The 25759-nt window shown below is 68.0% G+C and carries 25 protein-coding genes; 15 read left to right on the top strand and 10 right to left on the bottom strand.

What is annotated here, in order from left to right:
• Positions 1 to 55: 55 nt before the first annotated feature.
• The 8 genes from PUR53_RS32200 to PUR53_RS32165 form a co-directional block, all read right to left on the bottom strand.
• Complete coding sequence (locus PUR53_RS32200; protein ID WP_329910570.1) at positions 56 to 1288, bottom strand: polysaccharide pyruvyl transferase family protein; 1233 nt, start codon at positions 1286 to 1288, stop codon at positions 56 to 58.
• The gene (locus tag PUR53_RS32195) at positions 1285 to 2337 is read right to left on the bottom strand and encodes a hypothetical protein (protein ID WP_329910569.1); all 1053 of its coding nucleotides are present in this window, start codon (positions 2335 to 2337) and stop codon (positions 1285 to 1287) included. The genes PUR53_RS32200 and PUR53_RS32195 overlap by 4 nt, the downstream gene beginning before the upstream one ends.
• On the bottom strand, positions 2334 to 3377 hold the full coding sequence (locus PUR53_RS32190; protein ID WP_329910568.1) for a glycosyltransferase family 2 protein: 1044 nt from the start codon (positions 3375 to 3377) through the stop codon (positions 2334 to 2336). Before PUR53_RS32190 ends, PUR53_RS32195 begins: the two co-directional genes overlap by 4 nt.
• Positions 3374 to 4087 (bottom strand): phytanoyl-CoA dioxygenase family protein, encoded by a 714-nt coding sequence (locus PUR53_RS32185; RefSeq protein ID WP_329910567.1) that lies wholly within the window; start codon positions 4085 to 4087, stop codon positions 3374 to 3376. The genes PUR53_RS32190 and PUR53_RS32185 overlap by 4 nt, the downstream gene beginning before the upstream one ends.
• Positions 4084 to 5088, bottom strand: a complete 1005-nt coding sequence (locus tag PUR53_RS32180) for a UDP-glucuronic acid decarboxylase family protein (RefSeq protein WP_329910566.1) — start codon at positions 5086 to 5088, stop codon at positions 4084 to 4086. The genes PUR53_RS32185 and PUR53_RS32180 overlap by 4 nt, the downstream gene beginning before the upstream one ends.
• A 600-nt stretch (positions 5089 to 5688) precedes the next feature.
• Complete coding sequence (locus PUR53_RS32175) at positions 5689 to 6213, bottom strand: GNAT family N-acetyltransferase (protein WP_329910565.1); 525 nt, start codon at positions 6211 to 6213, stop codon at positions 5689 to 5691.
• Entirely contained in the window at positions 6210 to 6920 is a 711-nt protein-coding gene (locus tag PUR53_RS32170) for a hypothetical protein (protein ID WP_329910564.1), read from the bottom strand. Before PUR53_RS32170 ends, PUR53_RS32175 begins: the two co-directional genes overlap by 4 nt.
• 754 nt (positions 6921 to 7674) lie before the next feature.
• The gene (locus tag PUR53_RS32165) at positions 7675 to 8091 is read right to left on the bottom strand and encodes a hypothetical protein (RefSeq protein WP_329910563.1); all 417 of its coding nucleotides are present in this window, start codon (positions 8089 to 8091) and stop codon (positions 7675 to 7677) included.
• A gap of 612 nt (positions 8092 to 8703) precedes the next feature.
• On the opposite strand from PUR53_RS32165, the gene PUR53_RS32160 reads away from it, so the two are divergent.
• From PUR53_RS32160 to PUR53_RS32150, 3 genes are all read left to right on the top strand, one after another.
• Complete coding sequence (locus PUR53_RS32160; protein ID WP_329910562.1) at positions 8704 to 10107, top strand: helix-turn-helix domain-containing protein; 1404 nt, start codon at positions 8704 to 8706, stop codon at positions 10105 to 10107.
• A gap of 63 nt (positions 10108 to 10170) precedes the next feature.
• Positions 10171 to 11169, top strand: a complete 999-nt coding sequence (locus PUR53_RS32155) for an asparaginase (protein ID WP_329910561.1) — start codon at positions 10171 to 10173, stop codon at positions 11167 to 11169.
• A 33-nt stretch (positions 11170 to 11202) separates the two neighbouring features.
• Complete coding sequence (locus tag PUR53_RS32150; RefSeq protein ID WP_329910560.1) at positions 11203 to 11670, top strand: PPC domain-containing DNA-binding protein; 468 nt, start codon at positions 11203 to 11205, stop codon at positions 11668 to 11670.
• A 40-nt stretch (positions 11671 to 11710) separates the two neighbouring features.
• Here the strand turns inward: PUR53_RS32150 and PUR53_RS32145 are convergent, their stop codons facing one another.
• A complete protein-coding gene (locus PUR53_RS32145) occupies positions 11711 to 12436 on the bottom strand; it encodes an HAD family hydrolase (protein WP_329910559.1) in 726 nt (241 codons plus the stop codon).
• Between the two features lie 425 nt (positions 12437 to 12861).
• On the opposite strand from PUR53_RS32145, the gene PUR53_RS32140 reads away from it, so the two are divergent.
• From PUR53_RS32140 to PUR53_RS32095, 10 genes are all read left to right on the top strand, one after another.
• Positions 12862 to 14100: a helix-turn-helix domain-containing protein gene (locus PUR53_RS32140; protein WP_329910558.1), complete on the top strand. Its 1239-nt coding sequence runs from the start codon at positions 12862 to 12864 to the stop codon at positions 14098 to 14100.
• 109 nt (positions 14101 to 14209) lie between these two features.
• Positions 14210 to 14650, top strand: a complete 441-nt coding sequence (locus tag PUR53_RS32135; RefSeq protein WP_329910557.1) for a hypothetical protein — start codon at positions 14210 to 14212, stop codon at positions 14648 to 14650.
• Positions 14650 to 14844: a hypothetical protein gene (locus PUR53_RS32130; protein ID WP_329910556.1), complete on the top strand. Its 195-nt coding sequence runs from the start codon at positions 14650 to 14652 to the stop codon at positions 14842 to 14844. Before PUR53_RS32135 ends, PUR53_RS32130 begins: the two co-directional genes overlap by 1 nt.
• 219 nt (positions 14845 to 15063) lie before the next feature.
• Positions 15064 to 16068 (top strand): hypothetical protein, encoded by a 1005-nt coding sequence (locus tag PUR53_RS32125; protein ID WP_329910555.1) that lies wholly within the window; start codon positions 15064 to 15066, stop codon positions 16066 to 16068.
• Between the two features lie 76 nt (positions 16069 to 16144).
• Positions 16145 to 17674, top strand: coding sequence for an amino acid permease (locus PUR53_RS32120; RefSeq protein WP_329910554.1), 1530 nt, complete (start codon positions 16145 to 16147; stop codon positions 17672 to 17674).
• The gene (locus PUR53_RS32115) at positions 17674 to 19104 is read left to right on the top strand and encodes a glutamine synthetase family protein (RefSeq protein ID WP_329910553.1); all 1431 of its coding nucleotides are present in this window, start codon (positions 17674 to 17676) and stop codon (positions 19102 to 19104) included. The genes PUR53_RS32120 and PUR53_RS32115 overlap by 1 nt, the downstream gene beginning before the upstream one ends.
• A gap of 31 nt (positions 19105 to 19135) precedes the next feature.
• The gene (locus PUR53_RS32110; protein WP_329910552.1) at positions 19136 to 19633 is read left to right on the top strand and encodes a LuxR C-terminal-related transcriptional regulator; all 498 of its coding nucleotides are present in this window, start codon (positions 19136 to 19138) and stop codon (positions 19631 to 19633) included.
• Between the two features lie 133 nt (positions 19634 to 19766).
• Positions 19767 to 20651, top strand: a complete 885-nt coding sequence (locus PUR53_RS32105) for a phosphotransferase enzyme family protein (RefSeq protein ID WP_329910551.1) — start codon at positions 19767 to 19769, stop codon at positions 20649 to 20651.
• A gap of 133 nt (positions 20652 to 20784) precedes the next feature.
• Positions 20785 to 21831: a phosphotransferase enzyme family protein gene (locus PUR53_RS32100; RefSeq protein WP_329910550.1), complete on the top strand. Its 1047-nt coding sequence runs from the start codon at positions 20785 to 20787 to the stop codon at positions 21829 to 21831.
• Positions 21832 to 22031: 200 nt separating this feature from the next.
• A complete protein-coding gene (locus tag PUR53_RS32095) occupies positions 22032 to 24002 on the top strand; it encodes an ABC transporter ATP-binding protein (RefSeq protein ID WP_329910549.1) in 1971 nt (656 codons plus the stop codon).
• 83 nt (positions 24003 to 24085) lie between these two features.
• Here PUR53_RS32095 and PUR53_RS32090 read toward each other — a convergent pair whose 3' ends face one another.
• Positions 24086 to 24526, bottom strand: coding sequence for a pyridoxamine 5'-phosphate oxidase family protein (locus PUR53_RS32090; RefSeq protein ID WP_329910548.1), 441 nt, complete (start codon positions 24524 to 24526; stop codon positions 24086 to 24088).
• Between the two features lie 413 nt (positions 24527 to 24939).
• Between PUR53_RS32090 and PUR53_RS32085 the strand changes: the two genes are divergently transcribed.
• Together PUR53_RS32085 and PUR53_RS32080 are read left to right on the top strand one after the other, a co-directional pair.
• Entirely contained in the window at positions 24940 to 25134 is a 195-nt protein-coding gene (locus PUR53_RS32085) for a hypothetical protein (RefSeq protein WP_329910547.1), read from the top strand.
• An 88-nt stretch (positions 25135 to 25222) separates the two neighbouring features.
• Complete coding sequence (locus PUR53_RS32080; RefSeq protein WP_329910546.1) at positions 25223 to 25756, top strand: hypothetical protein; 534 nt, start codon at positions 25223 to 25225, stop codon at positions 25754 to 25756.
• The last annotated feature ends 3 nt before the right edge of the window (positions 25757 to 25759 follow it).

Raw genomic sequence — 25759 nt, 5'->3', positions numbered from 1 at the left:
GTCGTGCGCGGTGCGGTGCGGTGCGGGCAGGCGGACCGCCTGTGCGACTGGTGGTTCAGGCTCCGAGGAGCTTGTTGATCTGAGCGAAGTCGCTGCGGGCGCGGTCCGTGATCAGCGGGAGCCGCTGACGCAGGGTGGTGCGGAGCGCGGTCGCGTCGGTGTCGTTGACGATCTGGTCGATGACCGTGGTGTCCTGGGCGAAAGCGCGGACGTCCGCGTGGATGCCGGCAACGTCGACTGTGTGACCGTAGGTTTCGGCGAGCACTCCGTTGAACTTGTGCGAGTGGCCGATCGCGATCGCCGGGGCGCCGCCGGACAGTGCGCCGATCGCGGCGTGCAGGCGCTCGGAGATGACGAGTTCGGCCTGTGACAACACGCCCTTGTAATCGGATGCCGTCAGCGCGCCGGGCAACGCCATGACCTCGGGCAGGCCGGCTGCTTCGGCGATCCGGGCGGTGAGGATCCGGTCGTCGTTGTGCGGGCGGGAGTCGTGGCAGTGCGGGATGAGGACGATCGGCATCTTCCGGGTGCGGACGAGGGAGGTGGCGAGTCGCGTCAGTGCTGCCACGTGCTGGGACTCCTCCAGGGTGCTGAAGCGGGTGATGCCCTGGCTGGGGGCGAGGCAGAGGTAGGGGTCTTCGGGGGCGAGTCCCAGAGGTCTGAGCACGGCCGCTGTTCGCTCGCTGGCGGCTGTCGGCAGCAGGAAGGCGGGGTCGGAGGACAGTCGCACACGGTGTTCGGGAAGGCCGAGCTTGCCCACGAGGTAGTCGAGGGAGACGCTCTCCCGGACGGTGAGGAGATCGCACCGGGTGGCGACCGCGAGCCATGCCTCGGCATCGGCCGGGTCGTCGAAGGGGCCGACGGACTGGCCGATCATGACCGTCGGGATGTCCCGCTGTTGGGCGGCGGTGAGGACTCGGAGGTATGGCGTGGAGACCCCGTAGTCCGAGGTGTGCAGGTCGCCCCCGGTTGCGATGACCAGATCGGCTTGGGCGAGGAGCTGTTCACGTTGTTCGGCCAGTTCGGCGGGGCTCTCCTGGGGGCGCATCTGCTGCCAGGACCGGGAGACGACGAACGGGTCGGCCACGCAACGGGCGCCGGTGGGGGCGAGGGATTCCGCGTCGAGCAACGGGGTCTGGGTGAGGACGGTGACGGTGTCGCCTCCCCCGGGGCCTTCGGTGTTCAGCTGCTCGATGATGGAGCGGGCCAGGGCCTCGACGCCGCGACTCTCACAGCTGGTGATGCCGGTGATCAGGACGTTGGACACAGCAGACCTCTCAGGGATCATCGGGTGAACCGGATGAGTTCCGTCAGAACCGCGCGGTAGTTGAAGCGTTCGTGTACTTGGCGCTGGATGAGCACCAGCCGCTCGCGGTACCGGAACGGCTCACGGATCATCCGGGCGAGGCTGTCGGCCGGATCGTCGCCGAGCAGGAAGAGCTCCACGTCGTCGCCATAGAGGGCGGATAGGTAGCCCAGGTCCGGCCAGAGCGCGGGGATGCTGCCCGAGGCGAGGGTTTCGAACATGCGGGGGGTCAGCAGTTCCATCCGCGCGAGCAGCGGACGGGCCAGCACCGGCGTGATCGCCGCCTGAGACATGGTGGAGACCACGTGACCGAACGGAACGGGTGGCGCCACCTCGACACCGTGATCCCGCATCCAGCCGGACACGTTGGCGGTGGCCGTCTGGTGGTCGGGGTGCGGGGCGCCGGTCCACCAGCGTCCGCACACGCGGATGCGTTGGATCGGCGGCTGGGCGGTGGCTGCGGCCCGGATGAGGCTGGTCATTTCGTTCCAGCGCCACCAGTTCGCGCCGACGTACTGCAACTCGTACGGCAGTGCCCGCGGGTGCGGGAGGTCGCTGGCGAGCAGGTGGATGTCCGGCATTCCGAAGTAGCTGAAGAACTCGGCCCCGTCGGGAAGTTCATTCATGCGCGGCTGCAGGATCAGATCGCTGAGGTCGGCATACAGCTTGTGCCAGGACTCGATGGTGTCCGCACCCGCGTTGTCGTCCGTGTCGGCGGTGACGTACGGGCCCCAGTGACCGTCGGGATCGATGATGATGCGCCGCTGCCGCGGTACGGCCTCGCAGAGTTCACGCTGCTGGGTCGAGAGGAACTGCCTGCTCTCGAAGACGAGGACCAGGTGGGTGGCCCAGCTGATGTCGTCCACGAGCGGCAGGTGGGCGTTCACCGTGCCGTCCAGGCGCGACAGTTGGCTTGAGACGCCGACCTCGCATCCGGATGCCGAGGCGATCCGGGCATACTCGGCGATCATGTGGCTGGAGCCCGCGTTCCAGTGGAAGACGCCCGCGAACAGAATCCGGGGTGTGGTCATCGCGCACCCCTTGCCTGCGGTTGAGCGGGGCTGCCCGTCGGCGAGCCGAGCCGGCGGTGGGCACGTCGCCGGGCCCGGATCAGAGGTGCGCGGCGCACGAGCCAGCACACGGCTTTCGCGGTCTCCCAGGTCCCACGCCACCAAGTGGTCACCCCGCCCACGCCACGTCCACGCAGATCGTCCCTCAGCCACCGGGACGCCAGTCGCAGCATGGGCTGCGGGCGCCAGTCGATGTCGGTGAGGAGGTAGTAGTAGCGGTTGCGGCGCATCTGGACGCGCCGATAGCTGCTGCCGGCCGTTCCTCCACCGCCGAAGTGCTGTATGCCGACATCGAGCAGGAGCGCGACGCGCCATCCGGCCCAGCGGACGCGGCGGCACAGATCGGTCTCCTCGTAGTACGTGTGGAAGACCTCGTCGAGGAGTCCGACGGTGCGCAGCAGCGCGGCACGTACGAAGAAAGCGGAGCCTTGGACGTACGCGTGCTCCAGGGTGTTCGGGGCCCGGCCTTCGGGCGGGCTGGCCGGCGAGGGGTGGTTCGGCCAGTCGCCGGCGAAGGCGTGCTGCTCGCCCCAGCGCAGAGCGGACTTCGACCAGTCGTTGTACGCGCCCAGAGCGGTGCTGCCCGACTCCTCGTACTCGTACTGCATCGGGCCGACCACGCCGTAGTCGGTCCAGGTCTCCATGAACTCGGCCAGGTCGCGCACCAGCGACTTCGGGGTCTGGGTGTCCGGATTGACGAGGAAGACGTAGTCGACGCCCTCGGCGAGGGCCGCGCGCATCCCGATGTTGTTGGCGCGGGCGAAGCCGACGTTGCTCTCGTTCTGGATGACCCGCACCTCGGGAAAACTGTCCTTGACGAAGGCCGTGCTGCCGTCGTGGGAGTCGTTGTCGACGTACCAGACCGTCAGGTCGACCCCGGGGACGTCGCTGTCCAGGAGCGTGGCGAAGCAAGGCTCCAACCAACGGGACTCGTTGGTGCCCACCGTGATGGTGGCCACCCGCACCCTGGGACTCTCGGCCGTGGGCTTCGGGGTGGTCACGGCAGCTCCAGCTCAGCGGGGGCGAACTCGACGACGATGCTGCGGCGGATCCTCGGGGAGGTGTTGCGGCGCGAGGCGTGGGCGATGCGCACGTCGTGTACAGCGATGTCACCGGCCGAGAGCGGGAGGGCGCGAACCGGGCCCCGCGCCCGGAGCGCCTCGGCCTCTTCCGCGTCGGACGCCAGGTGGGAGCCAGGAACGAACTCAAGGCATCCGTTGCCCACGTCGGAGTCGTCGAGGAAGACGCTGAGGTTGCACACGGTGTGCGGAGGAACATTGGTCCGGTCACGATGCCAAGGCACGGGGGCGGCCACTCCTGGCAGCTTGACGATCATGGCGCAGGCGGTGGCGCGTACGGGCCCGCCGAGGATCGCGACGGCCATCGGGTGCAGAGGGCTGTCGTCGGCGCAGAGGCGTGTCGCCGCCAGGGAGCCCTGGTTCTCCAGGTTATGGATGCGGTAGAGAACGGGCGCGTCCGTGCCCGCGGGGGTGAAGTGCCAGTAGTCGTCCGAGCGGAACCCCTCCTGGGTGAAGCGCCGGATCAGGGCATCAGCCTCCGTTCGGAGGGCTTCGAGGGACTCTCCCGCGATCTTCCGGGATAAGACCGCGTAGCCGTCCGCACGGAAGTCCTGCAGAAACCCGTCGCCGAGCTGCTGCCTGTGCGACAGGGCCTCGGCGGACTCCGTCTCTCGTGGTGCATGTCGCGTCATCGTTCCCTCACTGCGGTGTCGTTGAGCTGCGCGGCGAACCAGTCGATGGTGGTGCTCAGGCCCTTGCGGGGATCGGTCTCCGGCTTCCAGCCGAACTGCTCCCAGGCGAGAGCGATGTCCGGTCTGCGGCGCTCCGGGTCGTCGACCGGGCGGTCGACGAACTCGACGGGTGCGGCGGAGCCAGTCAGTTCACGCACCAGGTGTGCGAGTTCCAAGACCGTGGTCTCGGCGGGATTGCCCAGGTTGACGGGGCCGGGGTGGCTGCCCGCGGCGACGGCGAGGATGCCTCTGACCGTGTCGCCGACGTAGCACAGGGACCGCGTCTGCGAGCCATCGCCGGTGACGGTCAGTGGCTCGCCCGCCAACGCCTGGCGGATGAAGTTCGGTACCGCTCGCCCGTCCTCCGCGCGCATCCGCGGCCCGAACGTGTTGAAGATCCGTACGATCGCGGTGTCGACACCGTGCTCGGTGCGGTAGGCGGTGGTCGCCGCCTCCGCGAACCTCTTCGCCTCGTCGTACACGCTGCGCGGCCCCACCGGGTTGACGTTGCCCCAGTAGGACTCCCGCTGAGGGTGCTCCAGCGGGTCGCCGTACACCTCTGAGGTGGAGGCGAGTACGAAGCGGGCCTTCTTCTCTCTGGCCAACTCCAGGGCGCTGAAGGTTCCCAGGGAACCGGCCTGAAGCGTCTGGACCGGCAGACGCAGGTAGTCCTGCGGAGAGGCTGGCGAGGCGAGGTGGAGTACGAGATCGACTTCCCCGGGTATCGGGATCGGGTCGGTGACGTCGTGGACCATCAACTCGAACCGGGCGTCCAGCTGACGGTGCACGACGTTGTCCTCCGTGCCCGTAAGGAAGTTGTCCACGCACACCACCTCGACACCGCTGTCGAGCAGCAGATCGCACAGGTGTGAACCGACGAATCCACAGCCGCCGGTGACGACCACGCGGCGGAAGGGGGCCCGGTTCGAGTCCGGGCCGTGCCTTCGTAAAGAGGTACTCATAGTGCCTCATTCCTCACAATGTGAACGAAAGTTGGCATGGCTGTGCCACACAGCAGGTGTGGCGAGAAGTGCGACGAGCTCAGCGGCGTTCGGTAGGGCCGGCGTGCAGCCGCAGTGACCGGTGAGCGCGACCAGGAGCAGGCTTCGGTCGGCCTCAGAAGATATCGCCGGTGTCCCTCAGCGGGGGTCGGCGACAGCCTGGTCAATCACTTCGACGACGACATCGTCATCGGCCTACCAGGCTTCACCCCGTCGCGCCGGAGTCCCCTGTGGTTCTATCGGCGTCGGCGACGAGTTCGGTCTGTGACCAGGCCGTCGTCCTTGACGGGATCCGGACCTGGCCAGCCGCTGAAGCAGCGGTGGACGATGCGGCGTGCCACGCCGGCAGCGACCGGTTCGGCCGCCAGAGAGCACCGGAGCCGAGGCGTCCTTGTGGACTGCCTGGTGTTGAGCGTCAAGGTCATCATCTGGCCTTTGCCAGACGTGGTCCCTTGCCTACGCACGGCTTCACCTCCATGGGGAGCCACCGCGAGATGCGGAGCACGCGCGGTTGGCCCGCACTCCACAATGACGGTGAACAGCCCTCCTGTTTATGAGTGTTTATGAGCGTGCTGTCGTCGCCCCGTCCGACAGGCGTTCGCGCGTGCGGACCGCGTTCCTTGCCGCGGGGGCGAGGTTCCTCATGTACGTGATGGCCTCTGCGGAGCGGCCGGTGCAGGTGAATCCGGACTTGATCAGCACCCGCCCAGAAGCGTCGTTGTCGGGGTGGTGCTTGGCGTCAACGGAGGCCAGGCCGAGCGTGGTGGAGGCGAAGTCGAGCACGAGCGCCACCGCCGTAGTGGCGTATCCGTGACCCCATGCGTCGTCTCGAAGGATGTAGCTGAGCGCCGCCGAGGTACGGGCCGCGCGCAGCTTGATCACGCCGACCAGGTCGTCAGCGTGATCGATACCGAAGCAGTACAGCATCCGCGGTGTCGCACGACTTTCGGCGATGCGATCGGTCATCCAAGCTGCAGCGCTCTCAGCGGTCAGGGGCGCTCGCGGCAGGTACCTCACGGAAGCGGCGCTGTAGATGCGGCGGACTGCGGGTGCGTCGGTCAGGGTCACCTCGCGGAGCGAGATCACGGCTCGACCTTGAGCAGGAGCTCCGCCAGCTCGCTGGCCGTGGGCCTGTCCTCGGGCACGGCAGCGAGCGCGGGCCGGAGGGCGTCCTGGAGCTCGGGCCACACTGCGGGTGCGAACGGCAGACGGCCAGTGGCGATCGCGTCTCGAACCCCGTCCGGGCCCGCGGCCTTCCGGTCGATGCCCGCTGCCTTGTAGTCGAGCGGCCAGCCTCCCGAGGCGCACGTCCACAGGACACCGGCGAGGGCGTACGTGTCGCTGGCGCGCGTCGGTGTCACCGGACCGTCTCCGCGTGCGACGGCGGCAGCGAGTTCCGGCGCCATGAGATGCACGATGCCACCGCTGAAGCCGCTGACCGGCTCCTCGCCCTCACGCCAGGACCAGGCGAAGTCGATCAGGCGGACGCCCGCCGGGGTGTGGATGCCGTGGGAAGGCTGGAGGTCGGCGTGGATCCATCCAGAGGCGTGCAGGTCGGCGACTGACCGGCACAGGTCAGCGCCACCTCGGAGAGCGGCCTCATGTCCGCCAGTGCCCTCGCGAGTAGGGGTGAAGACCGCCCAGGTGGAGGGGCCGGTGAACCAGGGCGTGACGAGCCACGAGCCGCCGTCGTACGAACCGAAGACCGCCTCGTATCCGGCAACGCCCATGGACACCAGGGTGGTTGCCTCTCGCAGCGTGGCGGCCACACCGTCGTCGTATCCGATTTTCACCGCGACCGTTCCTTCGGGGCCAGCGGCCCTCCAGACCGCGGAGCCGCGCCGGTTGGTCAGCTCCTTCAGGTCGACAGTGCCACCGCAGGCGGCTTCCGCGGCTGCGAGGGCTTCAGGGGGACAGGGAGGGAACGCGACCATGCCTTTACCGCCTGCCAATCGTGTGGGATTCGCTCGAGGACATCGCTCCCATCGTCTACCGCGACCGAGAGGGCATCCGCGAGATCAGGGGTGTCCTTCAGGAACTGAGGGTCGCGGGCTCTCACGGCGGGGCGAACAGGGAGGAACGAACACGGGGGAGGCGGGATCGGGCGGCTTGATCTGTCGAGCCGCTGCTCGCCTCTCTGGAACTTCCCGAACATGACACCGACAGGGCCGTACAGGTTCTTCAGTGCCCAGTGCGGCCACGCCAGCAACTCACGGTGTTCAACTCCCTGGACGTCCCCCAGGATGACGACGTTCTCACAAACGAGAGCGCCTCTCGGGCGAGCCGCGAGTGGACGAACCCACTCCGCGGCCTGCACTCCCGCATGGAACAGACCAGCTTCAACGGACTCGGGATCGCTGCTTGCGATCTCGTACACCGTCCATGCCGTCAGACCGTGTCGAAGGGAAGGCGCGAGGTAGGGGCAGTGCGCGGACACACGGTCGATGTAGCCCGTGATGTCCACGGTCCGCGGAGCCGTGGTACGTGCCTCGACCAGGCGGAGCGCCCTGGCACGGGACCAGGACGCTCCGGTCAGAGGGCCGGTCGTCATCCGGCCGCGAGTGCCGAGATCTTCGGTGCGACGTCGCCGCCGTCGCCCGGGATGGGGCTGCAGTCCCACTCCGCCCACACCTCGCCGGTCTCGCGGTAGCGCGCCATGGCCCGCTCGTCGACCACCCCGTCCGCGCCGGTGAACCACACCTCGGGCAGCGGGCCGAACATCTCCACGTAGGCGTCGACCCAGGAGATCCGGCCGTAGCCGGTGTTCTCCACGTGGTTGATCAGCCGGCCGGCGCTCTGCGCGCAGAACTCCGCGTACTCGGGCTTGTCCAAGAGCTGGTGCCACTCGGCGTCGATGGCGGCCGAGAACATCTCGGGCGCGACCTGGCCGGCGTCGAACTGCCGAACCGAGACCTGGAAGAACTTGCCCAGTTCGGTCCTCTCGGGGGTCTGGACAGCGGTCACGCTGAACTCCTCTCGTCTGGCGGAAGCGGTCTTGGGACGAGTGCCGGGAATCCCTCGGGACTGACTCCCAAGGCCGGTTGGCGCCTGCCGGGCAGTTGATCGCGGAAACGCGGCGGGGCCCCGCGTGGCTGCACCGACCCGTCAGGTCGGGTGCGCTCGGATGACCGGCATCTCGTGGTGGAGACCCTTCCAGTTCGCACACATCGTGAGCGGACAGGTTGTCCGCAGGTTTCCGGAGCGAGGAGAGTTGACGGATCAGCATGTTGTGCTACGGGCGGTGAACCAACTGTGGCGATTCGTAGTGCAGTTGAAGGGTCCGTTCAGGAATCCGAAGAAGGACTTTCAAGGGACCGGCCACCTTGTTACCGAGCTTCCGCTGCGGTGTTTGGGTGATCGGCCGACGCGGCAAAGTAGTCCTGTGAAAAGTTCGGCAGCTGGGGGATACGCCTGATCACCTAGGGGTGAGACCGGGATGGCTCGCGGGGTGGAACGGCACTGTTCGGTGTGCCGTGCGACGCTCAGCCGATTCAACGTAGGACCGCGGTGTGGGCCCTGCCAGGGGGTGCTGCAGCACCCCGAGTCGGACGTGAGTTCTGGGTGGAACCCGCAGTCGTGGCAGCGATCCGTGCCTGGGATCTCGGTGTGGTCGTGCGGCTCTTCCGGCAACACACTGGCCTCTCACAGGCAGCGGTCGCCCGGCTCGTCAACATCGACCAAGCCGAAGTGAGCCGGCTGGAGCGCGGCCGGAAGAAGATCCGCGACCGTCGCCAGCTCGCACAGTGGAGCGAGGCCCTTGGAGTGCCTGACGGCCTCCTGGGACCGTTACCCGACGTCGACCGGCCGTCGTCGATGGCGGACAGCATGGGCAACCACCTGACGCTTCCTGACGGACACGGGCAGCTCCTGCTGCCCGCCGGGCGGAACCTGCCGCCTACGGCGCTTCCCACGCTGACAGGGCCAGTCGCCTCCTTACAGGGCGACGCTCTGCTTCTCGCGTCGAGCGGGGAGGCCGAGGCATGGAGTCGGATGCCGCTCAGAGCCCTGCTCGCCGTGCACCACAGCGGAGACGGGACAGAGCGGTACTTCGTCACGGACGCGCGTGGGGGCGTCCGTGACGAAGCCGGAAGCCCCTTCGCCATTCCCATGGCCTACGAGTTCGACGCCTTCACCTTGGGGATCCTCTGGGCTGCGGCAGGGTTCGACTCCGCCATCCTTGGCGACGACGCGGCGCTTTACGGAGAACTGGACCTTCCATCACAGGACTTGTCAGGAGTAGGCCGTCAGTCGGTCACTCTCGACGGCCTCACCGACGGCTCCCAGATGCTCGTCGGCTCGCGGGCATGCGCCCGGTTCATCCTCGACCAGCGCAACCAGCTGGCCGGCGATCCGGTCTTCTGGACCCGCGAACAGCGAGGGGAGGAAGCCGCGACCTGGCTGCTCTTCGAGCACAAGCACCGCTACCTTGAGTTGATGGCTCCCGCGCGAGCACACGACGGCGTTGGACGAGCCTTCTGCGTTCCCCACCAAGAGGTCGCCGCCTCGCCCATGTACGAGCGTGTGTTGCTGTTCCTCGCGATCGCGCTGATGGAGTCGTACGGCATCACGACCTGGGTGACCGACGAGGCGGACCTCCAGCAGACAGAGGGCTTTGCGCTAGTTCCTGGTCACCGGGCCGCCATAGCGACCTGGGTACGCGCTGAATCCGCGCCCCAGACCGCTCTGACTTCCAGGGCGCGATCCCTGCGTGCCTTCGCGGGCATCACGGGCCACGCACGAGCACATAGCGTCACCATGGGATCGACCTCCGGGGAGCGCTTGGCGGCGACTTCGGACTATCTCGGCCTTGACCGAGAGTGGTTGACTCACCGCTGCGGACAGCTTGCCGCCGTGGGAACCACCGGCCTCGCCAGGCCACGAAGCCGCCATCTCAGCCTTGATGCCTTGGACCGGGCCTGCGCGTACGTGGCGGCCGAGTTGCGGTCCGAGGCTGGTGCCCCTGTGGGAGCGACCCGATAGCCTGCACGGAAAGATCTCCGAGGACGAGATCCAACCAGGCTGCGCGGATCGGAAGTTGGAGCGATGGCAGGCGTGACACGAACGGTGGCTGTCTACTCTCTCGGCGGCACCATCGCCATGACCACCGACCCGGCGACCGGAGGAGTCGTGCCGGCTCTCTCCGCCCATGACCTTCTGGCGGCTGTCCCCGGCCTGGATGGTCACGGCATCGACCTGCGCGTGCACGACTTCCGCCGGGTGCCCGGTGCCTCGCTCACCTTCGACGACCTCACGGAGCTCGGCACCAAGATCGACAAGGTCCTCGACGGCGGCGATGCCGACGGGATCGTGATCACACAGGGCACCGACACCATTGAGGAGACGGCGTTCTTCCTCGACCTCCGCCACGGTCACAACCAGCCGGTCGTCGTTACCGGTGCCATGCGCAACCCCACCATGGCCGGGCCCGACGGACCGGCCAACCTGTACGCGGCCGTCGTCGCGGCAGCCGACCCGCAACTGCGTGGAGCCGGGGTGCTGGTCGTCCTCAATGATGAGATCCACGCGGCACGGCATGTCCGCAAGGCGCACACCACCAGCCCTGCCGCCTTCGCGTCACCCGGCGCCGGACCCATTGGCCGGATCGCGGAGGATCGGGTACGGCTGGCTTCCCCGTTGCCCGATCGATTCGTTCCCCTGGCACCGGCCGTCCGTGACCCACGCGTGGGCCTTTACACGGTCAGCCTCGGCGACGACGGCACGCTGCTTGAAGCCTGGTCCGGCCAGTGCGACGGGCTCGTCGTCGCTGCCTTCGGCGTGGGACACGTCCCACAGCGACTCGTCGAGAGCCTCGAACGGCTCGCCGTACGTGTTCCCGTCGTCCTCGCCTCGCGCATCGGCAACGGCCCGGTCCTGACCGGAACATACGGTTTCGCCGGGTCGGAGAAGGACTTGATCGGCCGGGGGCTCATCCCGGCCGGCGACCTCGGCCCGTATCAGGCCCGCCTCCTGCTCCAGGCCTTGCTCGCCCAGGACGTGGCCCGCGAGAGCATCGCTGAGAAGTTCGCCGTTTTCGCGCGCTGATTCCGCACGTCAGCCATGCCCGAGAGGACCCGCATGCGTGCCCATGAACTGACCACCGGCCGGACGTTCGGCGTCACCTTCGACCACGGCGAGGACTTCTTCGACGCGCTCTCCGCGTTCTGCCGTGACCAAGGAGTGCGGCAGGGCTACATTCCCTCGTTCATCGGTGCGTTCGCCGAAGCCGAGATCGTCGGCGCCTGCGAGAAACTCGAAGACCCGGACGCCCCGGTCTGGGCCAAGACGTATGTCACCAACGTCGAAGCCTTCGGCGCTGGGACAATCGCCCACGATCCGGAGACGGGAGGCATCCTGCCGCACATCCACGTCTCCGCCGGGCTGAAGGCACAGTCGGCCGACGGCCGTACCAGTCACCTCCTGAGCGCCAAGGTCCAGTTCCTCAGCGAGCTCTTCGTCGTGGAAGTGATCTCACCGGCCATGACCCGGCCTCGAAATCCTGACATGTACGACGTGCCGCTGCTCACTTTCGGCGCTCCGGAGTGATGCCCTCGTGGATCGACGAACATCCGGCTGATGCTGCCGGTCAGGAGGAGAGGAGTTCCGCGATCGCGGTCTCCAGTCCTTCCACGTCTTCCAGAGACCGGAGAACGACGTCCGCGCCGGCGCGTTCGAGTTCCGCTGCTGACGTCGTACCGGAGGCGATGCCGATGACCGGGACGACGCCTCCGTCTCTGCCGGTACGTACGTCCTCCAACGAGTCCCCGATGATCACCGTGTTGGAGCGGTCGAAGAGGACGCCGTACTTGGCCTGGGCTCGCTTCTGCGCGATGCCGACGAGTGCCGGGCGGTTGTGGTCATCGGACGCGTAGCCGCCGATCTCGGTGTCCAGGAACGATTCGAGGCCGAAGGCCGCGAGCTTCAACATGGCGTTCGCTTTGAGGTTGCCAGTGACGACGGTCGGTATGAGATCCGCCCGGCCCTGGACCGCCCTCAGCGCCGCCACAGCCCCTGGCATCAGCTTTCCGTGCTGTCGGAGGTCTTCTGTGTGCGCGGCCAGGCGCTTCGGCAGAAGCTCGACCATGAGGGGCAGCAGCTCCGAGACCCGGTCTTCGGGAACACCGTTGTCCAGGAGCATCGCGCGGATGGCCAAAGGCATCGTGACCCCGGTGCCTCGGGCCGGCAGGCGTTCGACCGGGTACCCGACGATCTCCGCGAAGGTCTCGCGATAGACCTGCCGATCGATCTCGCCGACGTACAACAGGGTGCGGTCGATGTCCCACAGCACGAGGGGCGGTCCGGCTTCTGTCACTCCCGACTCCTTGCCATCCACCAGGGCGGCACCACCCTGTGGCCGCGAGCGTACGGGGGTTGGGACCGACTCGGCATGCCCGCGTAAGCGCCTGGCTACTGTCCGCTGCCGGATGGTGAAGGCGGCTTTGCGGTACGCGCAGGATTCGCGCGGACAATCTGTCCGTAGGCAGTTCGGCGCCTCCCCCTTGACTGGAGGGCCTCGACCCCACTCACCTTGCGCCCTATTGGTGACGAATTGCGCCGCTTCGACTGTGTAGTCGGAGGCCGAGGAGTGAACAGCGAGGTACGTCACGCCCGTTCGGTGGCTCCACGCCGTGGGCGCGCGGCCATCGGCTCTGTTAACAGTTGGCGACCAAGGGCGCAGGCTTGGACATTATCCGTACTCTGATCGAAGTGCTTCATCGCGAAGGGACAGCTCGACCGATGAGTGAAAACCTGACACTGGGAGACCGTCTCCGCGTCGCTCGCAGGACACGGAAGCTGTCCGCCGCCCAACTGGCACAGAAGATCGCCGTCTCCCCGAGCTACGTGCAGAAGCTGGAGTCGGGTGCGCGTAAGGCCTCGCCCTCGCTGGTGCTGGCGCTCGCCAAGGCGCTGCGTTTCGGGCCCGAGGTCCTGACTGGCCAGCCGTACTACGGTGAGCCGGAGGCGGAGGACGGCGTTCACGCCGTCATACCCGAGCTCCGCCGCCTGCTGCTCTGCTACGACAGCCCCGACGACCTGGAGATCGCCCCGCGGGCGCTTCCGGTGCTCGCCTCGGAGGTCGACCAGGTGGCGGCCCTGCGCCGTGATGCCCGGTACGCCCCGATGGGCCCCCTGCTGCCGCCGATCATCACCGAACTGACCCACGTCGCCCTCGGCGGCGACAATGGCGACCGGGCCAAGGCCTTCTGGCACCTCGCGCGCGCGTACCGCGCCGTCAACTCCCTCGCCCACAAGATGGGTCACCACGACCTGTCGAACACGGCGTTGGAGCGCGTCCGTTGGGCGGCGGACCGCTCCGGTGATCCGCTGCTGCAGTTCACGGCCGGCTACCTCGTCGCCGGAGCGATGCTGCGCCAGGGCGCGTACACGCCGGCACGCCGCAAGCTCCTCGGGCTGCGGACCGAACTTGAGCGGCTCCAGCCCGAGCGCTCCTTCTCGGAGGACGCGCTCGCCGTCGACGGCGCGCTGCTGCTGAAGCTGGCCGTTCTCGAAGCCCGGGAGAACAACGCCGATCGCGCCGACGACTACCTGCGGGAGGCGGAGCAGGTCGCGGCCATGGCAGGCAACCGCGACTCCCTGGCGTACGAGATGTCGTTCGGCCCGACGAACATCCGCATCCACGAGGTGCACGCGATGATCGACACGGGCGACACCGAGCAGGCTCTCGCCCGTCTCACCGAATGGTCCTCGGTTCCCGGCGGCGAGTGGGCGCCGCCTAGCACGACCGTCGGCGAGCGGTCGAGCCACCACTTCATCGACGTCGCCTCTGCGAAGCTCGCGGAGAACGACCGGGAGGGTGCCTTCGCGGACCTCAAACGCGCACGGAAGGTCGCGCCCAACCACACGCGGTTCCACCCATCCGTTCGCGAGACGACCGCCGCGCTGCTCAGGATGGACGCCTATCCCTCCAACGAGCTTTCCGCGTTCGGTAGTTGGACGGGCATTAGCACAACCTGAGTCTCTGTCAAGGACTTTGGCGAACGGACCCCACGGACAGACTGTCCGCGCAGGGCACCTTGCTGAATGGAATGGTCTCTTCACACGCAGTGGTGAGGAGGCCTTTTCCATGTCCGACGACAACCCCGCAGCCCGCGCGAACCCGCCGCGCTGGATGCCTATCGGCGAGGAGCCCGAGCTGTGCTCGGCGGGGGAGTGGTGGGATGCCGTACGTGCCGTGGAGGACGTCGGCCGCCGCGCGATCGAGATCCTCGGCGAGGGCGACGAACCGGTCGGCCCGGTGATCCTGGACCACGGAGGCCCGGAGCCGCGGCTGTACTTCCTGGTTCCCGTGGGCACTGCGGCCCGCTGGGAGGAGCCGGGCACCGTCGCGCTGGGGCAGAAGTGCCACGTCGTCGTACCGTCCGCCGAGAGCACGACGCCTCCGGGGATGCACTGGCACGTCTTCCCGCAAGGCCCGCGATCGCTGACGTCTCCGGAAGCTCTGTGCCGCGCGCTGTGCCAGGCCCGTCGGGAGCGGCGAGGGCCCGCGGAGGAAGCGGCCTCCTGATGGCTCTGAGTGTCTCCTTCGTGCTGGTGCTCGGCATCGTCGTGGTCGTGCTGGTCCGCAGCAAAGCCGTGAAGCCCGGGCCCGCGATCGTCTGCGCGCTCTTCGGGTTCTTCCTGGCGAGCACTTCCATGGCCCCGAGCATCAACCGGTTCATGACCAGCATCGCGGACATGATCGGCCAGATTCGCTTCTAGGCAGCCCGACTCGGTGCCCGACCCGTGCACCCCTTCGCCTCCCAGCGGCGGTGCACCCACCGACTTCGCGGCCCCACCCCCCCCAACTCGCCTGAGGCCCCCGATGACACTGACGTTCAACCCAGAGCGCACGACGCCACCTCGCACAGTTCGAACACGCCGGACGAGCGGCCTCGAACTCGCGTTCCGGCCGCGTCCCGTTCACGGCGGAGGACTCTGATGCGCCTCGTGTATCACCCCGCCGGCCACGACGACGACCTGGGCGTGGCCCTGGTTGAGTTGCAGGCCGGCCGCTGGAGAACGGCACGGCAACTGCTGCTGGCCACGGCCACGCATTGGGCACTGCGAACGTCACGCACCCAGGTGCTGGCGGTGGCTGCCGCCCGGTCGGACGTGGTGGGCGTGTGGCTCGGCGAAGAGCCTGGTAGCTATGACGCGCAGTTGATGGGTGCCCGCGTGGCTGTCGAGCGGGCGTTGCGCGCGCACAAACAACGGCATCCACAGACGCTGGACTTCGAGTTCAGGGCTCGCCGTGATGCGCTGCTGGCGGCTCGTCGCGCGCCGCATGATCCCGTGCCGTGGGTGTGCCTCCTTGCTCTGGCGCAGATCGACACGCGGCAACTGCGCCAGGAACACCGCGTGAACCCTGGCGAGCCGATGCTGCCCAGTGGTCCTTGGGGGCTGTTGTACGAGGTCAACCGGCGTGATCCGTACAACCGGGAGGCCTACCACCGGGTGCTGCAGTTCATGCTCTCCCTGGATGGCCCGCCGGGTGCCTCCCTGGCCGCGGTCGTCGATTTCGGTCGGTCCGTCGCCTCGCAGCGGCCTGTCGGATCTTCTCTGCTGCTTCTGCCCGCGTACGCGCAGATCGAGCAGCGACGGCGATCGCGCGTCGATCCGCTGTGGCGGCGGCAGTGGGCGCAGGAGTCGACGCTCGACTACACGCTGACCGCCTTCCACGACTGGTTCCACAAAACGCACGGCGAGCAGCGCTCAGTGGCTGACCTGAGCCTTCTTGCCTACGCGTTGTGGGCCGGCCACCAGTATCTGGAAGCCGCCGAGGTGTTCGAGGCGATGGGCCCGTACGCGGCCCGCGAGCCGTGGGCGTCGGTGCATGAAGGGGCCGTAGGGCCAGACCCGGGTGAGGCGCTGCTCCTTCGAGCGCGCGCCGAGTCCCTCTCCTACGCCCGTACCCATAGGCCGCGCGCCGGGCCGCACCCATAACCGGAATCCGCTGCCCACGACGCCGTATTGGCATGAACCTGTCCATCTGTTTCTCTCTGAGTTTGGAGACTGACCTGTGTCTCGCTTGAGTCCGAACCACCGTGCGTCGTCCCGGAAGTCCGATGACGCATACCTACGGGAGCTCGGCTACGAGCCCGTGCTGACCCGGCGCATGGGGCCGTTCGGAAACTTCGCGATCTCCTTCAGCGTCATCAGCGTCCTGTCCGGCTGTATGACCCTGTACGGCTTCGGCCTGAACACCGGCGGCCCGTCGGTGATGCTGTGGGGATGGCTCGTCGTCGGTGCCATGGTGATGTTCATCGGTGCCGCCCTCGCCGAGGTGACCTCCGCCTATCCGACTTCCGGGGCCCTGTACTACCAGGCGGAGCAGCTCGGCGGCCGGAAGTGGGGCTGGTACACGGGCTGGCTGAACCTGCTGGGCCTGCTCGGGGCGATCGCCGGCATCGACTACGGGGCCGCGCTGTTCACGGGTGCCCTGTTCAACCTGCAGTGGGGATTCGAGCCGACGCCGGGCAAGATCATGGTGATCTTCCTGTGCATCCTTGCCCTGCACCTCGCCCTGAACCTCTTCGGGGTCCGGCTGGTCAGTATCCTCAACAGCATCAGCGTCTGGTGGCACCTCGGCGGCGTCACGGTGATCGTCGGCGCTCTGGCGATCGTCCCCTCCCACCACCAGTCCTCGGACTTCGTGTTCGGTGAGTTCGTCAACAACACCGGCTGGAGCCCCCTCTACGCGGCGGTGCTCGGTCTGCTGCTGGCCCAGTACACGTTCTGCGGATACGACGCCTCCGCGCATCTGTCGGAGGAGACGACTGACGCGCAGGTGTCCGCGTCCCGCGGGATCATCCACGCGATCGGCTGGTCGTGGCTGGCCGGGTTCGTCCTGCTCGCCGGGCTCACGTTCGCGATCCAGGACTACGCGGGCACCGTGGGCACGGCAACGGGGGTGCCGCCGGCGCAGATCTTCCTGGATGCCCTGGGTGTGGCGGGGGCGAAGGCACTGCTCCTGGTGGTGATCATCGCGCAGTTGTGCTGTGGCAATGCCGAGACTGCCGCGGCCAGCCGGATGGTGTTCGCGTTCTCGCGTGACGGGGCGTTGCCGGGCTCGCACCTGTGGCGGCAGGTCGACCGCCGTACCGGCACTCCGCGCATGGCCGTGCTGCTGGCGGTCGTGTGCGCCGCCGTGCTGGCCCTGCCGAGCCTGTACAGCCCGGTGGCGTACGCGGCGATCACCAGTATCAACGTGGTCGGCATCACCCCGGCGTACGCGATCCCGATCTACCTGCGCATCAAGAACCGGGATCGCTTCCGGCCCGGTCCTTGGAACCTCGGCAGCTGGGGTGTGGCCGTCGGCGCGATCGCCGTTGTCTGGGTGGTGTTCGTGACGGTGCTGTTCTGTCTGCCGCAGACACGGCCCGCCGGCGGTGGCCTGGTGTCCGTGGAGACCTTCAACTACGCGCCGGTCGCTCTGCTCGTCGTCCTCGCGCTGGCATGGGCGTGGTGGCGGAAGCAGGGCAGCTCGTACGAAGTACCGGCCCAGAACTTCGACCGCTCGGCGGCCACGTACGAAAACGAGGTCGTCTGATGACGAGAACCGCGAGCGGCAACGGCACCGTGGCACGCCTGGCTACCGCGTCCGTCCCCGAGCACGGCGGGCGCTCCGAGAAGGCCTTCTCCCTGTCCGACCTGCGGAATCTCGTCAAGGCGGGCGCCATCGACACGGTGCTGCTCGCCGTCCCCGATCTGCAGGGGAGGCTGAAGGGGAAGCGTTACGACGCGGACCACTTCCTCAAGCGCGTCGCGCATCACGGCGCCGAGGTGTGCGCCTACGTCCTGGCCACCGACATCGACATGAGCCCGGCGGACGGCTTCGCCCTGACCTCGTGGGAGACCGGCTACCAGGACCTGTCCGTCCAACCGGATCTGTCGACCCTGAGCATCGTGCCGTGGCTGCCACGCACCGTTGTCGTACTCGGCGATGCTGTCCACCACGACGGAACGCGGATCGACATCGCACCCCGGCAGATCCTCCACCAGCAGCTGACCCGGCTGTCGCGGCACGGTCTGCACCCCAAGGCGGGGATCGAGACCGAGTTCGTCCTCTACAGGGGCACGTACGCGGACGCGGAACAGGCCAACTATCAGGGCCTGCGGCCGTTGACGACGGAGAACCTGGACTACGCCCTCGATCACGACCCCGTATCCGACCGGTTCCTGCGCCGACTTCAGCGGGCGCTCGCCGGCGCGGGGATGCCCGTGGAAGCGATCAAGACCGAGGCTGGTCCTGGCCAGGTCGAGGTGACCTTCCCGTACGGGGGCGCGCTCACCGCCTGCGACCGGCACCCACTCTTCAAGCACGCCGTGCGCACCCTGGGTCTGCGCGCCGGTCTGGCACCCACGTTCATGGCGGCCCCGGAAACCGACCGAGCCAACGGCCTGCACCTGCACGTGTCGCTGTGGTCGAAGGCCATCAGCCAACTCAACGAGCCCGGCAGCGAGTACGGACTGTCCCAGACCGGTCAGCACGCCATCGCCGGTCTGCTCGCCGGCCTGCCCGAGTTGGGACCGTTCTACGCGCCCAACGTCAACTCCTACAAGCGGTTCACCACCGGCTCGTTCGCGCCGACCACGTTCACCTGGGGCCGCGACAACCGCACCTGCGCCGTCCGCGTCGTCGGCTGGGGTGAAGGCCTGCACCTGGAGATCCGTGTGCCGGGCGCGGACGCCAACCCCTACCTGGCGCTGTCGGCGGTACTGGCGGCCATCGACCACGGTCTCGAGCGGAAACTCACCCTTGCTCCCGAAGCGACCGGCAACGCCTACCGCGCAGGTGGGGTCCCCGTGCCACCCACCCTCGGACCGGCTCTGACCGCCTTCCAGAACAGCGCCCTCGCGCAGGAAGCCTTCGGCGCCGGGGTGGTCGAGCACTACGCCCGTCTCGCCCGCCTGGAACTCGCCCACCACGAGCGCCTCGTCACCGACACCGAGCGGCAGCGATGGCTGGCTCGCGCCTGACACGCCCGACTCACAGAAAGGACGCACAACCGTGAGTGCCCGCCCGACCCGCCCGCCCGCGACGCTTCCGCTGACACCCGCACAGCTTCGGATCGCCCAGAAGGTCGCGGAGGGCGAGAACACCCACGCGATCGCCTCCGAGCTGTCCATCACCGTCGGCACGATCAACGTGCAGCTGAAGCACTGCGGACAGAAGCTCGGCGTGAGGGGCCGGGCCGCCGTCGTCCACGCCTGCTTCGTCACCGGGCAACTCCAGCGTCCCGAGACGGCCACCTCTCCGGAGGCGTTCTCGGAAACGGAGATCGAGACATGGCGGATGGTCGCGATCGGTACGACGTCACAGGAGTTCGCGGACCGGGCCCGCATCAGCCGTGACAGCGCGCTGGCGCGGGTCAGGGCCCTGCGGGAGCGCGTCAAGGCCGAGAACGACCCGCACCTCGTGACCCTCGGCTGGAGCTGTGAGGTGCTCGACGAGTCCCTGACCGAGATGGCCTCCGGGACCGTCCTCCGCGTTCCCACCCCCAGATGACCAGCTCAGGCCGCATTGTCAGTGCCCCCTGGCAAGCTACCCACCCACAACAGGACACTGAGCGCATCCGACCCATCACCCATCGTGGCGTGGTCGGAGGGCTCGGCGAGCGGAAGGGCACACCGTGACCGACATGCCCAGCGCACTACACCACCTGGTGGAGTCGGTGACCGACACGTACACGGTGGTCGCCGAGCACCCCCGGCCCGGCGACATCCGACCTTCCGTCTGGGAGATCAACGGGCCTGATGGCAAGAGGTGGTTCGGGAAGGTCCACGCGGGCCCGAAGCTCCACCACCGCGAGGTGACCGCGTATCAGAAGTGGACCGTGGCCATGGGCGCCGGCCGTGTACCCGAGTTGGTCGCCGTGGACCCGCAGACGCGTACTGTCCTGATCACCGCCGTGCCCGGACGTAGCCTCGACATGCTGCGTCTGCCGGCCGAGCAGGAACGGGCGGCCTACGAGCAGGCCGGCGAACTGCTCGCCCGGTTCCACACCGCGGCAGCCGACGAGCCGACGCCGGAAGCAACGGAGGAGGCGTGGGACGAGGCGGTCGCCCAACTGCTGGACCGGACGGCGGCGTACGCACCGGATCACGACCTCGCGATGGTGCGCACGCTCGCCGAGGAAGCTCCTCCGAGCCTGCCCCAGGTATCCCAGCACGGCGACTACATGCCCAAGAACTGGATGTGGGACGAGACCGAGCAGCGTCTGCGGGTCATCGACTTCGAAAGGGCCGAGTTTCGGTCCGCCGCCTACCGGGACCTGAGTCGGCTGCGCTACCGGATCCTGAGCCACCGCCCCGACCTCAATGCCGCCTTCCACCACGGATACGGCCGCCCCCTCACCACGGAGGAACTCGTCGCATGCCGGGCGTACGGGGCACTGGACGCCCTGGACTCGCTGAACTGGGGGATCAAGCACCGCGACGTCGGCCTGGTCGACGAGGCGCACATCATGCTGGAGAACCTGCGTCTGGAGACCCGCAAGCAGGTGTGGGTCGGGTGGCGTACGTGAACGTCTTCACTCGAACCTCCGCGGCTCCGCACCTGTTCGGCGTTCGTCGTGATGACTTCGAACTGACCGCCACCAACACCCTCACCGTCCTCATGGCATGCCGTCCCTCCGCACACGAAGGTCGGTGATCTGTATGGACGAAACAGGCTGGGGCGAGACGTTGACCGCTGACGTGCTGGAAGACCGGTACGGGCTTGTCGCCGACATCGTCGAACCGGTGCACATGGGCACGGACACCATCAACCGGCGAGTCCTGACGGACGACGGGCTGCGGCTGTACGTCAAGCAGTACCCGTCGATGGCCGACCTGGACGAGGCGCGCAACGCGTGGGACATGTCGGAATACTGCCGGGCCGCGAAGCTCCCCGTTCCGCGGGTGTGGCCCGACGCCAACGACAATCTGGTCACCATCGCGGGAGGCAGTGCGTGGGCCGTGGTCGACGAGGCTCCAGGTCGGGTGAACCCCTCGGCGATGACGGTTCCCCTCGCCGAGCACATCGGCGTCGTCATGGGACGCATGCACCGTGCGCTCGCCGCGTACCCGCTGCCGAAGCGCGTGCAGCAGACCCGCTGGCGGACCGAGCCCGTCGAGGACGCCGCAGCGAAATGCGACGCCGTGCTGGCCAGAGCCACGAGCCAAGGCCACGACCGTCTCGACCAACTGCGCGTCGACCTCGACCAGCGGCGTCAGGACCTGCGGACCCACGTCCACCAGTTGCGGGAACATCTGCCCGAGACCCTGGCGGAACAGGCACTGCATGCGGATCTCAGCCGCACCAACCTGATCATCCTCGCCGACGCAGTCACCGGCGTCATCGACTTCCGCTGCGCCAGCGCGATGCCGGCCTGGGAGTTGGGGCGGGCGGCGTTCGACCCGCGCACCGTCGCCACCAGCACCGAGTGGGCCGCTTGCGCCTTGGCGATGGCCAGGGCCTACCACTCGGAGCACCCCAGCCTCCCGATGCGGGAGGTGCGGGCATGCGCCCGGCTCGCGCTGCTGTACATGCTGTTCAGCTTCTACGGCGCCACCACCGCCGAGTACGACCTGCCGGGGGAAGCGGAGGCGGATCTGAAGCGGCACTGGCACGAGCGTCAGATCGCCATCCGCCGCCTGCTCAGTGACCTTGAGGACCTCGAAGACGAGCTCAACGGCCTTAAGGCGAGCGGAGGCACGTCGTGACCATCCAGCACCTTCCGACCGCGCTGAACGAAACGGCTGACGAGCAACAGCCTCAACACGAACGGCACACAGGGGGACGTCTTGGCGTATCAAACCGTGATCGGTCCGCACCGGGTACTCATCCGCGAACAGCGTGATCCGCTGGGACTCCGTACGCCTTCCCCGGCCGGGCACCGCGTGTCGGCGGAGGGCTGGAGCCGATGACAACCATCCCGAAGCCCACCGCCACAACCGCGCCGACCGACGAGGCGGAGGTCTCGGATGAGGAACTGAAGTTCGTCATCCCCGGCGACCGCCGTATCGAGGCCGCCAACGCGATCACGACCCGTGCGATGGCCCGACGACTGCCCCAACTGATCCGCCGGTCCCTCGCACTGGGCTGGCAGGTCGACCGCGCTGCGGTCATCGCCCTGCTGGGCGTGCAACTCCTCTCGGGGGTGCTGGAAGCGTTCGGGCTGATGGCCACCACCGGGGTGATCAAGCCGCTGATCGCCTCGCAGCACATCAGCGGCGACCAGCTCCGCTCCGCCGTACCCTCCCTCGCCGTCCTGTCGGGGGCCATCGGTCTGCGCGCCCTGCTGGGCATCGCCTCCACCGCGCTGTCGGCACGGCTGGCCCCGCGTATCGCCCGGGAGGCCGAACTCGAGCTCCTCGACGCGGCGACCAAGGCGGAACTCGCCGCCTACGACAACCCGGGATACAACGACCGCTGGGACGCGGCCGACCGCGGAGTGGAGGTCTCCAGGGACCTCCTCACCGAAGCCCAGTACATCCTCGCCGCCTCGGCATCGCTGATCGCCTCGGCGTTCGTCCTGACCGCCGTGCACCCGATCCTTCTGCCTCTGCTCCTCCTGGCGGCCTTGCCGAAGGGCGTGGCCAGCGTGCGGGCGGCGCGCATGAGCTACATCGCCTCGCTCGCCACGACGAAGGACCGGCGGCTGCTGGGCATGCTGCGCTGGTACATGGTCGACAAGCAGACCGCCGACCAGGTCCGCTCCGGCACCATGGCGCCGTTCCTGCTCGACAAGTACCGCACGGCCGGGGCGCGGATCGATAGGACCACCGACCAGGCCACCTGGCGCTCGGCCAGGATCTCCCTGCTGGGCGGGGTCGCGGGAGGACTCGCCCACGCGGTGGTGTGGGTGGCCCTGGCGCTGCTGTTGTTCGCCGGGCAGATCTCGGTCGCCGCCGTCGGCACCGCGTTCCTCGCATTGGGCCGCGTCAGCGCGGGACTGGACGGAATCGTCGGCTACGGGGCCCAACTCTTCCGCACCGGAATGTATTTGGACGACTGGGCGGACTTCATCGACGAAGCCGGCGGGCATCGCATCGACCGCGGCTCTCAGGCGCCGGCCGCCCCCACCGTCGTACGCGCCGAGAACATCACCTTCCAGTACCCGAGCGCCGACCGGCCCGCCCTCGACGACGTCTCCTTGGAGGTCCGGCGCGGCGAAGTCGTCGCGCTGGTGGGCGAGAACGGCTCCGGCAAGACCACCCTCAGCAAGATCCTTTCGGCTCTGTACCTGCCCGATCAGGGAGCCGTCTCCTGGGACGGAACCGACACCCGGGAGCTGGACGCGCATGCCACCTGGGAGCGTGTCGCCGTCGTACCGCAGGCCTACGCGTGCTGGCCTCTGTCGGCGCGAGAGAACATCACCCTCGGCCAGGCCACCAAGCAAGGGGACGCCGCAGTGCTCGCCGCAGCGCAGGCCGCAGGCGCCGACGAGGTCATCGACGGGTTGCGCAGCGGGCTGAACACCCTGCTGGCCAAGGAATGGTGGGGTGGGCAGGAACTGTCCGGCGGACAGTGGCAGAGGATCGCGCTCGCCCGCGCCTTCCATCGGCCGGCCGGACTGCTCGTCCTGGACGAACCGACCGCGGCCCTCGACCCAAGGGCCGAACACCGCATCTTCACCGGGCTGCGCCGGCTCGCCGCCGGCCGCGCCGTCGTCCTGGTCACGCACAGGCTCACCAACGTGACCATCGCCGACCGCATCGTCGTTCTGGACAAAGGCCGCGTTATCCAGCACGGCACCCCACAGGAGCTGCTGGCCCAGCAGGACGGCTTGTTCCGCGAGCTGTGGGATCTGCAGAACGAGCGCACCGGTCGCGTACCTGCCCCGACCAACTCCGACGAGAACGCCTCACCGAACCAGGCCGCCCTGTTCTGAACGGCTCGTTGGTCACGACCTGGACGGTTCTCTGCCCAACCTCCGAGGAGGCCAGCTCGTCCTACAGCTGGTCCATGGCTCCGTCAGGCCGCAACGTTTGTCGTCGTGGGCTTCGCCGCACCGACCTGGCCCATGGCCCGGTCGATCGTGATCTCGATGACCACGCGCTCCGGATCCGGAGTCGGCGTCCGTCCGTACCGCTCCCCGTAGCGCGCCACAGCGTCCTCCACGGCGACTGGGTGGGTGCGAACTTCGGCTGTGCCTTCCAGCGTCGCCCAGCGCCCTCCGTCCACTTGGCAGACGGCTACGCGTGCCTGGCCGGGAGGCGCCGCCTGAACGTTGGCGACTTTTCTGCTCGATTTGCGGGTGATAACCCGAGCGATGCCAGCGTCGGCGTCCACGGTGACCCCAACCGGCACGACATGCGGGCGGCCGTCCGGACGGAGTGTCGTCAGAGTGCACAGATGGTACTCACCCCAGAACTCCAGGTAGTCGCCGCCTTGGCTGTGTATCTCGCTGCTCATGGCCGGAAGCGTAATGGTGAATCACGCGCCGACTGGCTGAAAGTGGTCATGGCCACAGCCGTTGCCCGTCGCGCGAGCTGGGGATTTCGGTGCCTTATGGCGCTAGTTGCGCGATTTGGGCACGGTGAAAACATCTCGGATTGATAACGAAGCAGGCGCTCCCCGGCCTGCTTGGCGTGGACGCGTCGCTTACGTGAATTGCCAGCTCAAAAGCATGATCTACAGCCAGGTGAGTTAATTTGGTGTGATTTGTTGGGTCGTTGTTCGTGCGGCTTCGTGGGTCGCTTTCGGCCAGGTCCTCGTGTGGGCTTCACGTAGCCTCCGATGCAGTTCCCAAAGCCCGCCGTAGGCGCTTTGCGGTCTGTCATCGATCGTTCACGCCAGCGACGTTCGGTAGCAGGTGGGTCTGGGGTGTGCGCACCCGTGTGGTCCACGGATCGGGGCGTTCGCGGCACGACGAACTGCTCTCGATGCCCGTGATCACTTCGGTTGCGTCGGTGTGGCGGGGACTGGACATCGTCGAAACGGGCGCGGCCGTCGCTCGGCTCTGTCTCGGAGCCATCCGCGGCTGGTACGGAGGGATCACCGATGTGGCCTGGAAGAAGTGACCGCGATGCGGCTCAGCCCAAGTTGCCCGCGCTGGGCGGAGCGAGCCGCCGGCGGTTGGGGCGGTGGCGCACGGCTCAGAAGCGAACGGTGGAGCGAGACCTGCACCGCCGACTACGGCGCGAGCTACAGAGCCTCGGTATCCAGCCGCCGCTGGACGTGAAGGAACTCTGTCGGGCACTCGGCGAGAGGCGTGGACGCCCGATCGTCCTGCGGCCCTTCCCACTGGAGAAACCCGGACCGTCGGGGCTGTGGGTCGACACGCCACAGATGGACGTGGTCCTCTACCAGCAGGAAACGACTCCTCTGCATCAGGACCACATCATCCTGCACGAGGTGTTCCACATCATCGTGGCCGAGGAAGAGCCGGTCGAGGAGGAGCAGGAAGCTCCGGACGACTTCGTCGAAGGCTGGGCCACGATGATCCCGGTGCTTGATCCCGCCCTGATCCGGCGTGTGGCCCGCCGGTGCTCGTACGACGACGGGGAAGAGTGCGCCGTCGAACTCGCGGCCACGATCATCCTGGAGTGGTCGTCGGTGCTCGACCACGTCACCCCGCTCTCCGAGGACCCCTCGGTCCGACGGGTTCAGGCGGCGCTGGGCGACCGGCGAGGGTGGCTCTGACCC

It is taken from the genome of Streptomyces sp. SP18BB07 (assembly GCF_036322545.1).
In the GTDB taxonomy this organism is placed as follows: Bacteria; Actinomycetota; Actinomycetes; order Streptomycetales; family Streptomycetaceae; genus Streptomyces; species Streptomyces deccanensis.
The sequence above is the reverse complement of the archived record's forward strand: the minus strand, read 5'-3'. Positions and strand labels throughout refer to the sequence as shown.